The organism is Sabulicella rubraurantiaca, assembly GCF_017355885.1.
GTDB classification, from domain to species: domain Bacteria; phylum Pseudomonadota; class Alphaproteobacteria; order Acetobacterales; family Acetobacteraceae; genus Roseococcus; species Roseococcus rubraurantiacus.
Window position 1 is genome coordinate 1 of the sequence record NZ_JAFEUU010000027.1, and the last position, 12,811, is coordinate 12,811.

A 12,811-nucleotide genomic window follows, 5' to 3' on the forward strand; every position below is an offset into this window, starting at 1 on the left:
CGCGGGCGGGGTCGAAGGGCAGGCGCGGCAGCCGCACCTCCAGCGTCTTGGGGTCGAGATACTGCCGCAGCGTGTCGCCCAGCACCGCCGGGTGCTCGTGCAGCTCCTTCTCCATGTAGTGGCGGTAGTTGCCCTTGCCCGTCGCAGCGCCGGAGACGGCGGTGACGCGGATCTCGCGCTCCACCTCCTCGCCCTGTGCGTCGAAGAAGCGCGCACCGTCGCAATCCAGCACGGCGTGGTCGCCCTCCTCCAGATAGGCGATGCGGCGGGTCAGCGGGGCGAGCGCCAGCGCGTCGGAGCCGACGAACATCTCGCCCTCGCCGAAGCCGACAGCGAGCGGCGCGCCCTGGCGGGCGCAGATCATCATCTCGGGCCGCCCGGCGAAGATCAGCGCCACGGCGAAGGCGCCATGGACGCGCTTCAAGGCGGCGGCGGCGGCCTCCTCCGGCTCCATGCCCTGGGCCAGCAGGTGGTCGACCAGGCGGCAGAAGGTCTCGGTGTCGGTTTCGGTCTCGAAGGTCGCGCCCTCGGCTTCCAGCTCGGCGCGCAGCTCGGCGTAGTTCTCGAAGATGCCGTTATGGACCACGGCGACGCGCGCGGTGGCGTGGGGGTGGGCGTTGCGCTCCACCGGCGCGCCATGGGTGGCCCAGCGCGTGTGGCCGATGCCGGTGGTGCCGGCCAGCCCCTCGCGCTCCAGCACGGCGGCGAGGTTGCCGAGCTTGCCCTCGGCGCGGCGGCGCTCGATGTGGCCGTTCACCAGCGTCGCGAGGCCTGCGCTGTCATAGCCGCGGTATTCGAGCCGGCGCAGCGCCTCGAGCAGCCGCGGCGCCACCTCGTCCCGCCCGACAATCCCGAAAATGCCGCACATCCTTACTTCCCCTTGCCCCTGAAGCCGCGCCCCGGCTTGTTCACCTGCCGTCCGCGCGCGATGGCGAACGCGTCATCCGGCACTTCCTCGGTCACCACGCTGCCCGCCGCCACCAGCGCCCGCGCCCCCACCCGCACCGGCGCGACCAGCGCCGTGTCGGAGCCGATGAAGGCTCCCTCGCCGATCACCGTGCGGTGCTTGTGAATGCCGTCATAATTGCAGGTGATGGTCCCGGCGCCGATATTGGCCCGTGCCCCCACCGTCGCGTCGCCAATATAGCTCAGGTGGTTGGCCTTTGCCCCACGGCCGAGCGTCGTCGCCTTCAACTCCACGAAATTGCCCACATGGGCCTCTTCCCCCACCTCGGTTCCCGGCCGCAGCCGCGCATAGGGTCCGATCACCGCCCCGGCGCGCACCACGCAATCTTCCAGATGTGAGAAGGCTCGAAGGGTCGCTCCGGTTTCCACCGAAACGCCCGGCGCGAAGACCACGTGCGGCTCCACCACCACATCGGGGGCGAGGCGCGTATCCCAGGAGAGATGCACCGTCTCCGGCGCCACCAGCGTTGCGCCGCCCTCCATGGCGGCCTGACGAAGCCGCTGCTGGATCTCGGCCTCCGCCGCCGCCAGCTCGGCGCGGCTGTTGATGCCGCGAAGCTCCGCCTCCGGCGCCTCCACGGCGCGGACGCTCAGCCCTTCGCCATGGGCCAGCGCCACCACGTCGGTCAGGTAGAACTCGCCCTGGCGGTTCTCGTTCCGCAGCGCCGCCAGCCAGCGGAAGAGCCGCCCGGCCTCGGCACAGACTACCCCAGCGTTGCAGATGGGGATGGCGCGCTCCTCCTCTGTGGCATCGGCCCATTCGACGATGCGCTCTACCTGCCCCGACGCGCCCTGCACCACGCGGCCATACTTGCCGGGGTCGGCGGGGCGCATGGCCAGCAGCGCGAGGTCGGCCTCCTGCCGCGCCTCCACCAAGCGGCGCAGCGTGTCGGGGGCGATCAGAGGGTTGTCGCCGTAGAGCACCGCCACGTCGCCGCTGAAGCCTTCGAGCAGCGGCGCGGCCATGCGGGCGGCGTGGCCCGTCCCCAGCCTTTCCGCCTGCACCACCGTGGCGTGGGGGGCGACGGCCTTTTCCAGCGACTCCATCCCCGGCCCGACCACCACCACGACACGGTCGAACACGCCCTCGCATGCCGCCAGCAGGTGCCGGATCATCGGCCGGCCGGCGAGGCGGTGCATGACCTTCGGCAAGACGGATTTCATGCGGGTCCCCTGACCCGCAGCGAGGATGATGGCGGCGCGCATGAAGTGATCCCTGTCCCGGTGGGAAGGACGTCCCGTCGGGTCCCCTGAATGCTGGTAGGCAAGCGGCCCAGGCGCGGCAAGTCCACCCCCGGTGACGCTTTCTTGCGGCGTCTTGCTGCACGCGATAGGCGGGGGTCATGCCCCTCGCCATCTTCGACCTGGACGGGACGCTTGTGCACAGCGCCCCGGACATCGCCGCCGCGCTGAATCGCCTCATGGCACGCCGCGCCCTTCCCTCCTTCGATCTGCCGGAGGTGCAGGCCATGATCGGCGACGGGGCGCGCGCCCTGCTCGCCAAGGCCTTCGCCACACGCGGCGCCGCCTGGGGGGAGGAGGATCTCCAAAGCTTCCTGCCGGATCTGGAGGCGAACAGCGCCGTGCTGACCCGCCCCTTCCCCGGCATCCCGGAGGCGCTGGCCGGCCTATCCGAAGCCGGATGGGACCTCGCCGTCTGCACCAACAAGCCCATCGCCGCCACGCGCGCCCTGCTGGATGGGCTGGGCCTTGCCGGCCACTTCCCGGTGGTGCTGGGCGGCGACAGCCTTTCCGTCCGCAAGCCCGACCCGGGCCATGTGCGCGGCGTGCTGGACGAGGTCGGCGCCGCGCCGGACGAGGCGGTGATGATTGGCGACCATTCCAACGACGTGCTGGCGGCGCGCGGCGCGGGGGTGCGGAGCATTTTCGCGGCCTGGGGCTATGGCGCCGATCCAGGGGCGGATGCGGTCGCGCTCTCGCCCGCCGAGCTGCTTCAGACCGTCAGGTAGGCGGCGCGCACCGCCTCGTCGGCCATCAGGGCTTCCATCGTCCCCTCCCAGCGGATCACGCCCTTTTCCAGCACCAGGGCGCGGTCGCTGACCAAGCGCGCGAAATGCAGGTTCTGCTCGGAGAGCAGTACAGTCAGCCCCTCCCGCTTCAGCTGCAGGACGGCCTCGGCCATGCGCTCCACGATCACGGGGGCCAGCCCCTCGCTCGGCTCGTCCAGCAGGATCAGGCGCGGATTGCCCATCAACGTGCGTGCGATGGTGAGCATCTGCTGCTCGCCACCGCTCATCCTCCCGCCTGGCCGCGCCATCATGGCGCCGAGGCTGGGGAAAAGCGCGGCCACGCGGGCGGGGGTCCAGGACGCCATGCCATCCGGGGCGGGACGGCGACCGACTTCCAGATTCTCGGCGACCGTCAACTCGCTGAAGATGCGCCGCTCCTCCGGGACGTAGCCCAGGCCGCGCCGGGCGATGCTGAAGGGCTCGCGCCCCGCCACCTCCTCGCCCTGGAAGCGGACCGAGCCGGCGGAGGGGCGGACCAGCCCCATCACCGCCTTCATCGTCGTGCTCTTGCCCGCGCCGTTGCGGCCGAGCAGCGCGACCACCTCCCCTTCCCGGGCCAGGAAGGAGACGCCGTGGAGGATGTGGGCGCGGCCGTAATGCGCGTGCAGGCCCGAGACCTCAAGCATGGCCGTGCGTCGCCCCGGTGCCGAGATACACCTCCCGCACCCGCGCATCAGCGCGCACCTCTTCAGGCGCACCCTCCGCAATGGGGCGTCCGCGGTCGAGGACCAGGATGCGGTCGGCATGGCCGAACACCACATCCATGTCGTGCTCAGTGAACAGCACGGCGATGCCGCCTTCGCGTGCGATGCGCGCGGTCAGTTCCATCAGTGCCACGCGCTCCGCCGGGGCCATGCCGGCGGTCGGCTCGTCCATCAGCAGCAAGGCCGGGTCGTTGGCCAGGGCGATGGCGAGTTCCACCCGCTTCAGGTCGCCATAGGCCAGCACGCCGCAGGGGCGCGCGGCCTGCGCCACCATCCCCACACGCTCCAGCAGCGCAAGGGCCCGCGCCGGGTCCTCGCGCGCCACCGGGTTCCACAGGTCGAACAGGCGGCGGCGATGCGAAAGCAGCGCCATCTGCACATTCTCCAGCACCGTCATGGAGCCGAAGGTGGCGGTGATCTGGAAGGTGCGGCCCACCCCCATGCGCCAGACGCGGCGCGGCGGCATCCCGGTGATGTCCTCGCCGCGCAGCCGCACCTGCCCGCGATCGGGGCGAAGCTGGCCGTTCAGCATGTTGAAGCAGGTGGATTTCCCGGCGCCGTTCGGCCCGATCAGCGCCAGCAGCTCACCGGCCGCGACGCGCAGTGTCACCCCCGCCACGGCATGGACTCCGCCGAAGCTCTTGTGCAGGTCGGTCGCTTCCAGCGTAGCGCTCATGCGCGCCTCCGCGCGACCCCGGCCAGGCCCTGCGGGAAGAACAGCACCAGCAGCAGGATCACCGCGCCCAGGAACAGCCGCCACAGCTCGAAGAGCCGCATCAGCTGCTCATGGATCCAGGTATACGCCAGCGCCCCGACAATGGGCCCGCTGATGGTCTGCACGCCTCCCAGCAGCACCATGAGCAGCGCATCCACCGAGCGCGGGATGGCCATGTAGGTCGGGAAGACGCTGCCCTTGCTGTAGGCGAAGAGCCCGCCGGCAATGCCCGCCGCCACCGCCGCCAGGGTGAATGCCGCCCAGCGAATGTGGAACCCGTCCATGCCGATCGCCTCCGCCCGCAGCGGCGAGTCGCGCCCGGCGCGCAGCGCATAGCCGAAGGGCGCGAAGATGGCCCGGCGCAGCAGCAGCGTCGCCGCCACGCAGAGCACCAACGACAGGTAGTAGAAGACCAGCTTCGGCTGCGCCCAGGCGGAGGGCCAGACGCCGAGGATGCCGTTGTCGCCGCCGGTGATCTCGACCCACTGGAAGGCGGCCGACCAGGCGATCTGCGCGAAGGCCAGGGTCAGCATCGCGGCATAGACGCCGGAGAGCCGCACACAGAACCAGCCGAAGACGAAGCCGGCCAGCCCGGCGGCGAAGGGCGCGGCGAGCAGCCCCACCTCCATCGGTGCGGCGAGATGCTTGACAAGCAATCCCGCGCCATAGGCGCCGAGGCCGAAATAGGCGGCATGGCCGAAGCTCGCCATGCCGCCCGGCCCCATGATGAAATGGAGCGAGGCGGCGAAGAGCACCATGATCGCGATCTCGGTGAAGACGATCAGGGCGAAGTCGCCAAGGAAGGGTGGCACGAGGATCGCCAGCGCCAGCAGGGCGAGGAGGAGGATGCGCCCCCAGCCCGGCGTCGCCTCCAGCGGCGGCTCCACCACCTGCGCCGCATGGGCGGAGGACGGCGCGCGGCCCAGCAGCCCGTGCGGGCGCACCACCAGCACCACCGCCATCACCAGGAAGGCCAGCACCAGCGTGATCTTCGGGAAGATCAGGATGCCGAAGGCCTGCATCTGGCCGATCAGCAGCGCCGCCAGGAAGGCGCCGGGCAAGGAGCCCAGCCCGCCCACCACCACCACCACGAAGGCCTCGGCGATGATGGCGAGGTCCATCTGCAGGTTCACGCTTTCGCGCGGCAATTGCAGCGCCCCGCCCAGCCCGGCCAGGACGGAACCCAGGAAGAACACGGTGGTGAAAAGCATGCGCTGGTTCACCCCCAGCGCCCCCACCATCTCGCGGTCCGCCGTGGCGGCGCGGACCAGCGTGCCCCAGCGCGTGCGGTGGAAGAGCAGCCAGAGCAGGCCGAGCATCACCGGCCCCACCGCGATCAGGAACAGCTCATAGAGGGGAAAGCGCACCCCCAGCACCTCGGTCGCGCCGCGCAGCCCCGGGGCGCGCGGGCCCAGCAAATCCTGCGGCCCCCAGGTCAGCAAAGCGAGATCCTGCACGATCAGCACCACGCCAAAGGTGGCGAGGAGCTGGAATAGCTCGGGCGCCTTGTAGATGCGGCGCAAGAGCAGCACCTCGATCAGCACGCCCAGCACGCCGACGATCAACGCGGCGGCCAATACCCCGCCCCAGAACCCGAGGTGCCCGCGCGGCAGGTTGGTGACCAGCGTCCAGGCGAGATACGCGCCCAGCATGTAGAAGGAGCCGTGCGCGAAGTTCACGATGCGCGTGACGCCGAAGATCACCGTCAGCCCGGAGGCGACGAGAAACAGCGACGAGGCGGAGGCGAGGCCGGACAGCCCCTGGACGAGAAGGTTTTCCAGGGTGAACTAAGCCTGCGGCCGCAGCCCGCGCACCACGTCGTCGGACGGCAGGTATTTGCGCCCATCGGCGTAGTGCCAATCCACCATCACACCGCGCCCGTTCCGCACCGCCGTACGCCCGACATAGGCGCCAAGGGTGGACTGGTGGTCGAGGGCACGGAACTCCACCTCCGCCTCGCCGAAGGCGGAGTTGAAGCGCAGCCCGCGCATGGCCTCGACCATCGGGTCGGTCTCCGTGCTGCCGGATTTCCGCAGCATGGCCAGGATGGCGGTGACCGTGTCGTAGGCAACGACGCTGCCCAGGCGCGGATGGTCGCGGAACCGGCTGCGATAGGCCTCGCGGAAGCGGCGATGCCCTTCCGTGTTCAGCTCCTGCCAAGGATAGCCGGTGACGATCCAGTTCTCCGGCGCCTCGTCGCCCAGCGGGTCGAGGTATTCGGGCTCGCCGGTCAGAAGGGAGACGACGCGGCGGCGGTCGAAGAGTCCGCGCGTGGAGCCCTGGCGGACGAAATTCGTCAGGTCGGCGGCGAAGGTGACGTTGAAGATCGCCTCCGGATTGGCCCCGGCCAGGGCCTGCACCGTGGCCCCGGCATCGATGCGGCCCAGGGCCGGGAATTGCTCCGCCACGAACTGCACGTCGGGCTTGGCGCGGGTGAGCAGCTCCTTGAACCAGCGCACCGCGGACTGGCCATACTCGTAGTTGGGGGCGACGGTGGCCCAGCGGCGCGCGGGCAGCTTCGCCGCCTCCTCCACCAGCATGGCGCATTGCATGTAGGTCGAAGGGCGCAGCCGGAAGGTGTAGCGGTTGCCTCGCGCCCAGACGAGCGCATCGGTCAGCGGCTCCGACGCCACGAAGAGGCGGCGGTTCTGGTTGGCGAAATCCGCGATGGCGAGTCCGACATTGGACAGGAAGCCGCCGGAAAGCAGGTGGACGCGCTCGTTGTTGATCAGCTCGCCGGCATGGCGCACCGCGTCCTCAGGGCGGCCGGCATCGTCGCGGAACACCGTCTCGATCCGGCGGCCATTCACGCCACCGGCGGCGTTGGCCTCGTCCACCGCCATGGTCCAGCCATTGCGATAGGGCATGAGGAAGGCGGGCTGGGACGAGTAGGAATTGATCTCGCCGATGCGGATCGGGCCGTCCGCCCCTTGGGCCTGCACTGCGGGCGCGGCCAGGACCGCGCCACCCGCCAGGATCGTCCCACGACGCCCGAGAATCATCGCCATCTCCCCGCAGCTTGCGGCGCGAAGCAAAGCAAGCCCCGCGCCGCGCCGCAAGGACTAAGCGGCCTGGACGAGACCCCCGGCATCGGACAGCGCCCGCAGGTGATGGTCCGTGTCGCCGAAGGTCGCCTCGTTCACCGTCAGGCGCTTGAAGTAGTGGCCGGCGGCATACTCCATCGTCATGGCGATGCCGCCATGGAGCTGGATGCTCAGCTGGCCCACCAGGCGGCTGGCCCGGCCGACCTGCACCTTCACCGCGTGCATGTCGCGCCGCCGCTCCGCCGCGTCCTCGCCGCGCGAGGCCATGGCGGCGAAATAGGCCATGGAGCGCGACTGCTCGATCGCCACGAGCATGTCCGCGGCCTTGTGCTGCAGGGCCTGGAAGGAGCCGATGGGGCGGCCGAACTGGGTGCGGGTCTTCATGTAGTCCACGGTCATGCCGTGCACGACATCCATCGCCCCCACCGCCTCGGCGGCCAGGGCGGCGATGGCCTCGTCCACCACCCGGTCCACGAGGTCCATGCCGTCCTCGCTCAGGCAATGGCTGGCGCGGGCATTCTCGAAGGCCACCTCGGCGGCGCGGCTGCCATCCACCTGACGGAAGCCGCGGATGGAGGAAGCCTCCCCCTTCGGCACCAGGAAGACGCCGACGCCCTGACGGTCGCGCTGGCCGCCGCCGGTGCGGGCGGTGACGATGAAGTGGTCGGCCGTGTCGCCGTGCAGCACCATGCCCTTGCGGCCGGTGATGACCCAGCCGGAGCCGTCGCGCTTCGCCGTGGTCTGCACGTCATGCAGGTCGTAGCGGGACTGGCGCTCCTGCTGCGCGAAGGCGAGCAGCGTCTCGCCCCCGGCGATGCCGGGCACCAACTCGCCACGCAGGCCGGCATCCGCGCCATGGCGCAGGAAGCCGCCGCCCAGGACCAGCGTCGAGAACCAGGGCTCCAGCGTGATGAAGCGGCCCATCTGCTCGGCCAGGATCAGCATCTCCTCGGCCCCGCCGCCGAAGCCGCCATCCTCCTCGCTGAAGGGCAAGCCCAGCAGGCCAAGCTCCGCATACTGGGCCCACAGCTCGCGGCTCCAGCCCGTCTCGCTCGCCATGAAGCCCCGCCGGGCCTCGAAGCCGTAGCGGTCGGTGAGGGTGCGACGGATGCTGTCCTGGAGCAGCGACTGCTCCTCGTTCAGGTCGAAATCCATGTCGTGTCAGAGTCCCAGGAACGCTTTGGCCATGATGTTGCGCTGGATCTCGTTGGACCCGCCATAGATGCTCTGCTTGCGCCAGTTGAAGTAGATGCCCGCCAAGCCGAAGGCCCAGTCCGGCGCCACTTCCCACTCGTTGCTGCCCTCGGCCTCGGGGTCGCCATCCACCCAGGCATAGGGGCCGGCCGCCTTCATCAGCAGCTCCGACACGCCCTGCTGGATCTCGGTGCCCTTGATCTTGAGCACGGAGGTCGCGGGGTCGGGCTTGCCGGTGCCGGCGCGCTTCGTTTCGTTGGCGATGACGCGCATCACGGTCATCTCCAGCGCCTTCAGCTCCACCTCCATCTCGGTCACCTGGCGGCGGAACTCGGGGTCCTCGATCAGGGGGCGGCCGTTATCGAGGGTTTCCTTCGCGATGGTCTTGAGGCGGCGGATGCGCTCGCGGCTGGCACCCACCCGGGCCTGGCCGAAGCGCTCATTGCCCAGGAGGAACTTGGCGCAGTCCCAGCCCTTGTTCTCCTCGCCGACCAGGTTCTCGGCCGGGACCTTCACGTCGTCGAACCAGACCTCGTTCACCTCGTGCCCGCCCTCGATGGTGATGATCGGGCGGACGGAGATGCCGGGCGTCTTCATGTCCACGAGGAAGAAGGAGATGCCCTCCTGCTTCTTCGCCTCGGGGTTGGTGCGGGCCAGGACGAAGATCCAGTCGGCGTGCTGCGCCAGCGTGGTCCAGGTCTTCTGGCCGTTGATGACCCAGTGGTCGCCCTCGCGCACCGCCTTGGTCTTGAGCCCGGCGAGGTCGGAACCCGCGCCCGGCTCGCTGAAGCCCTGGCACCACCAGTCATCGAGGTTCCGCATGCGCGGCAGGAAGCGCTTCTTCTGCTCCTCCGTGCCGAACTCGATGACCACGGGACCGCACATATTGATGTTGAAGCCGAGCGGCGAGGGCGCCGGCCACATCTGCAGCTCCTCGCGGAAGATGTATTTCTGCGCCGGGGTCCAGCCTGGCCCGCCATGCTCCACCGGCCATTCCGGCGCGGCCCAGCCGCGCGCGTTCAGCTTGCGCTGCCATTCCACCACCATTTCCTTGGTGGGGGACTTGCCGGCGATCATGTGCTGCCGCGTGGCCTCGGGCAGCTCGGCGGCCAGGAAGTCACGGACCTCCTGGCGGAAGGCCTTCTCGGCCTCGGTGAACTTCAGTTCCATTGTCTCGTCTCCTTGCGACCGGCGATTCACGCCGGGCGTTGCCGCCCGGCGATCGCGGTCAGGCAGCCTTCTTCTGGCCCATGGCGGCAAAGGAGCCGCCTTCGGCGGCCAGCTTCTCGATCAGCGCTGCGGGCTTGAGGTTGGGATCGCTGGTGGTTTCGGCGTAGTGGGCCAGCTTGTCGCGCACGGCCTTCAGCCCCATGCGGTCGGCCCAGAACATGGGACCGCCACGCCAGGCCGGCCAGCCGAAGCCATTGGCGAAGATCACGTCGATGTCGATGGCGCGGGAGGCGATGCCCTCCTCCAGGATGCGCGCGCCCTCATTCACCATGGGCAGCAGCATGCGCTCCAGGATCTCGGCATCCTCGATCTTGCGGCGCTTCACCTGGTGCTTCTCGCTCATCTCGGTGATGAGCTTCTCCACCTCAGGGTCCGGCTGGCGCTGGCGCTTCTCGTCATAGAGATACCAACCCTTGCCGGTCTTCTGGCCATAGCGGCCGGCGGCGACGATCGCATCCGCGATGGGGGCCACCGTGCCGCGCGCCTTGCGGACCGCCGCGCCGATGTCGAGCCCGGCGAGGTCGCCCGTGGCGCAGGGACCCATGGCCATGCCATAGTTCTCCATCACCCGGTCGATGTCCTGCGGCAGCGCGCCCTCCAGCAGCAGGCGCTCCAGCTGGAAGCCACGCTTGCCGGTCATGCGGTTGCCAACGAAGCCGTCGCAATTGCCGACGACCACGTTCACCTTGCCGATGCGCTTGCCCACGTCCATCGCCGTGGCGATCGCCTCCCAGGAGGAGGCCTTGCCGCGCACGATCTCCAGCAGCTTCATCACGTTGGCGGGGGAGAAGAAGTGCATCCCCACCACGAGTTCGGGCCGCTTGGTGGCGGAGGCGATGGCATCGATGTCGAGGGTGGAGGTGTTGGAAGCGAGCACGATGTCCGGCCGCGCCAGCGCGTCCAGCTTCGCGAAAACCGCCTTCTTCACGTTCATGTCCTCGAATACCGCTTCGATGACGATGTCGGCGTCCTTCACCACGTTCCAGTCGGTGGAGCCGGACAGGAGGGCGCGGCGCTTCGCGTAGTCCTCCTGCGACAGCTTGCCGCCGGAAACGCTGCGCTCCCAGTTCGCCTCGCACTTCTTCAGCCCGCGGTCGAGCGCGTCCTGCGCCTGCTCCAGCACCGTGACCGGGATGCCGTTATTGGCGAAGCTCATCGCGATGCCGCCGCCCATCGTGCCGGCGCCGATCACCACCGCCTTCTTCACCGGCAGGGGCTGCGTTCCCTCGGGCATGCCCGGGATGCGCGCGGCCTCGCGCTCGCCAAAGAAGATGTGGCGCAGCGCGTGGCTCTGCTCCCCGGCGACGAGGCGCTGGAACTGCTCACGCTCCACGTTCAGCCCCTCCTCGAAGGGCATGGTAAGGGCGGCACGGACGGCGGTGGCGCAACCCTTCGGGCTTTCCTGCCCGCGCGAGCGCTTGAGCAGCGCGGCGGCGGCGGAGTCGAAGGCCGCCATGTCTGCGCCCTTGATCTTGTCGTCGCGCTTGCGGGCCAGGGTGAAGGAGCGGCCGGCATTCTCGCGCGCCCAGGCGACCGCCGCCTGCTCCAGCGGCCCTTCCAGCACGGCGTCGATGAAACCGAGCTTCAGCGCCTCGGCTGCCTTCACCGGCTCGCCGGAGACGATCATCTTCAGCGCCGCCTCGCCGCCGATCAGGCGCGGCAGGCGCTGCGTGCCGCCCGCGCCGGGCACGAAACCGCGCTTCACCTCAGGCAGGCCCAGCTGCGCCGTGGGCGCCGCCACGCGGGCGTGGCAGGCCAGCGCCAGTTCCAGCCCGCCGCCCAGGGCGGAGCCGTGGATGGCCGCGATCACCGGGACGCGGCTGTTCTCGATGGCGTCGAACACCTCCGGCAGCGAGGGGGGCTGCCGGGGCTTGTTGAACTCCGTCATCTCCGCCCCGGCGGAGAACATCCGCCCGGCACCGAGGAGCACGATGGCCCGCGCGCCTTCCTTCAGCGCGGCGGTGATGCCCTCATGCAGCCCGGCGCGCACGCCGGTCCGCAGGGTATTCACCGGCGGGTTGGCGATCCTTAGGATGTGAATATCGCCATCGCGGTCGTGTTCGACGAAGCTCTGTTCCATGGGCTGTCCCTCCGGTGCCAGGACCCGACCAACCGAGCGGTCGGTCGGCCAAGGGCCGCCGGCCTGCCAGGGCGGGCTTTGGGACGGAGTGTCCGGCCTCAGGGGGCGCGCGTCAACGGTCGCGCGCGGCCGGGATCATTCCGTGTCCAGCGCGTAGCCGGCGGAACGGACGGTGCGGATCAAATCGGCCTCGCCTTCGCCGTTGATCGCCTTGCGGAGGCGTCGGATATGCACGTCCACGGTCCGCAGCTCCACATGGATGTCCCGGCCCCAGACCGCATCCAGCAGCTGCTCGCGCGAGAAGACGCGGCGCGGATGGGACATGAAGTATTCGAGCAGCCGGTACTCGGTGGGGCCGAGATGGACGGGCCGGCCGCCGCGGGTGACACGGTGCGCGCCCTGATCCATCGCGAGGTCGCCAAAGGCCAGCGACCCCTTCTCCGCCACCACGGCGGAGCGGCGCAGCAGCGCCCGGATGCGCGCGAGCAGCGCCTCCACCGCGAAGGGCTTGGTGATGTAGTCGTCGGCGCCGGTGTCCAGCGCCCGCACCGTGTCCATGTTCTCCGTGCGGGCGGTGACCATGATCACCGGCAGGTCGCGCGTCGCGGGGCGGCGGCGAATCTGCCGGCAGACCTCGATCCCCGAGAGCGAGGGGAGCATCCAGTCCAGCAGGACGAGGTCGGGCTTGCTCTCGGCGATGCGCAGCAACGCCTCCTGGCCGTCCGTCGCCTCCTCCACCCGGAAGCCCTGCTTCTCGAGGTTGTAGCGCAGCAGGGTGAGGAGGGCGGCCTCGTCCTCCACCACCAGGATGCTGGGGCGCGTGCCGCCCTGGAACCCATCGGGCATGT

At 69.9% G+C, this 12,811-nt stretch carries 10 protein-coding genes and 1 pseudogene; 1 reads left to right on the plus strand and 10 read right to left on the minus strand.

From position 1 onward, the window contains the following. Nucleotides 1-868 (minus strand): annotated as a pseudogene (locus tag JTJ31_RS22925) (glutamine--fructose-6-phosphate transaminase (isomerizing)); the annotation flags it as partial. 2 nt (nucleotides 869-870) lie between these two features. Continuing rightward, on the minus strand, nucleotides 871-2,172 hold the full coding sequence (gene glmU / locus JTJ31_RS22930) for a bifunctional UDP-N-acetylglucosamine diphosphorylase/glucosamine-1-phosphate N-acetyltransferase GlmU (protein ID WP_207541073.1): 1,302 nt from the start codon (nucleotides 2,170-2,172) through the stop codon (nucleotides 871-873). Between the two features lie 137 nt (nucleotides 2,173-2,309). Between glmU and JTJ31_RS22935 the strand changes: the two genes are divergently transcribed. Next, nucleotides 2,310-2,936: an HAD family hydrolase gene (locus tag JTJ31_RS22935; protein WP_207541074.1), complete on the plus strand. Its 627-nt coding sequence runs from the start codon at nucleotides 2,310-2,312 to the stop codon at nucleotides 2,934-2,936. Here JTJ31_RS22935 and JTJ31_RS22940 read toward each other — a convergent pair. From JTJ31_RS22940 to phoB, 8 genes are all read right to left on the minus strand, one after another. Then, entirely contained in the window at nucleotides 2,921-3,622 is a 702-nt protein-coding gene (locus JTJ31_RS22940; protein WP_207541075.1) for an ABC transporter ATP-binding protein, read from the minus strand. The two genes, JTJ31_RS22935 and JTJ31_RS22940, sit on opposite strands and share 16 nt — an antisense overlap. Beyond that, the gene (locus tag JTJ31_RS22945; protein ID WP_207541076.1) at nucleotides 3,615-4,376 is read right to left on the minus strand and encodes an ABC transporter ATP-binding protein; all 762 of its coding nucleotides are present in this window, start codon (nucleotides 4,374-4,376) and stop codon (nucleotides 3,615-3,617) included. The genes JTJ31_RS22940 and JTJ31_RS22945 overlap by 8 nt, the downstream gene beginning before the upstream one ends. Next, complete coding sequence (locus tag JTJ31_RS22950; RefSeq protein ID WP_207541105.1) at nucleotides 4,373-6,196, minus strand: ABC transporter permease; 1,824 nt, start codon at nucleotides 6,194-6,196, stop codon at nucleotides 4,373-4,375. The genes JTJ31_RS22945 and JTJ31_RS22950 overlap by 4 nt, the downstream gene beginning before the upstream one ends. Before the next feature lie 6 nt (nucleotides 6,197-6,202). Next, nucleotides 6,203-7,417 (minus strand): ABC transporter substrate-binding protein, encoded by a 1,215-nt coding sequence (locus JTJ31_RS22955; RefSeq protein WP_236020567.1) that lies wholly within the window; start codon nucleotides 7,415-7,417, stop codon nucleotides 6,203-6,205. Nucleotides 7,418-7,477: 60 nt separating this feature from the next. Continuing rightward, nucleotides 7,478-8,614: an acyl-CoA dehydrogenase family protein gene (locus tag JTJ31_RS22960; protein ID WP_207541078.1), complete on the minus strand. Its 1,137-nt coding sequence runs from the start codon at nucleotides 8,612-8,614 to the stop codon at nucleotides 7,478-7,480. A gap of 6 nt (nucleotides 8,615-8,620) precedes the next feature. Beyond that, complete coding sequence (locus JTJ31_RS22965) at nucleotides 8,621-9,823, minus strand: acyl-CoA dehydrogenase family protein (RefSeq protein WP_207541079.1); 1,203 nt, start codon at nucleotides 9,821-9,823, stop codon at nucleotides 8,621-8,623. 58 nt (nucleotides 9,824-9,881) lie between these two features. After that, the gene (locus JTJ31_RS22970; RefSeq protein WP_207541080.1) at nucleotides 9,882-11,963 is read right to left on the minus strand and encodes a 3-hydroxyacyl-CoA dehydrogenase NAD-binding domain-containing protein; all 2,082 of its coding nucleotides are present in this window, start codon (nucleotides 11,961-11,963) and stop codon (nucleotides 9,882-9,884) included. 135 nt (nucleotides 11,964-12,098) lie between these two features. After that, nucleotides 12,099-12,809 carry a phosphate regulon transcriptional regulator PhoB gene (gene phoB, locus JTJ31_RS22975; RefSeq protein WP_207541081.1) on the minus strand — a complete coding sequence of 237 codons (711 nt, stop codon included), beginning with the start codon at nucleotides 12,807-12,809 and terminating at the stop codon, nucleotides 12,099-12,101. Nucleotides 12,810-12,811 lie beyond the last annotated feature (2 nt).

Excerpts from the sequence above, each read along its gene's own strand:
- JTJ31_RS22965 (WP_207541079.1), bottom strand. The coding sequence starts at position 9,823 with ATGGAACTGAAGTTCACCGAGGCCGAGAAGGCCTTCCGCCAGGAGGTC.
- glmU (WP_207541073.1), bottom strand. The coding sequence starts at position 2,172 with ATGCGCGCCGCCATCATCCTCGCTGCGGGTCAGGGGACCCGCATGAAA.
- JTJ31_RS22945 (WP_207541076.1), bottom strand. The coding sequence starts at position 4,376 with ATGAGCGCTACGCTGGAAGCGACCGACCTGCACAAGAGCTTCGGCGGA.
- JTJ31_RS22935 (WP_207541074.1), top strand. The coding sequence starts at position 2,310 with ATGCCCCTCGCCATCTTCGACCTGGACGGGACGCTTGTGCACAGCGCC.
- JTJ31_RS22960 (WP_207541078.1), bottom strand. The coding sequence starts at position 8,614 with ATGGATTTCGACCTGAACGAGGAGCAGTCGCTGCTCCAGGACAGCATC.
- JTJ31_RS22970 (WP_207541080.1), bottom strand. The coding sequence starts at position 11,963 with ATGGAACAGAGCTTCGTCGAACACGACCGCGATGGCGATATTCACATC.
- phoB (WP_207541081.1), bottom strand. The coding sequence starts at position 12,809 with ATGCCCGATGGGTTCCAGGGCGGCACGCGCCCCAGCATCCTGGTGGTG.
- JTJ31_RS22940 (WP_207541075.1), bottom strand. The coding sequence starts at position 3,622 with ATGCTTGAGGTCTCGGGCCTGCACGCGCATTACGGCCGCGCCCACATC.
- JTJ31_RS22955 (WP_236020567.1), bottom strand. The coding sequence starts at position 7,417 with ATGATTCTCGGGCGTCGTGGGACGATCCTGGCGGGTGGCGCGGTCCTG.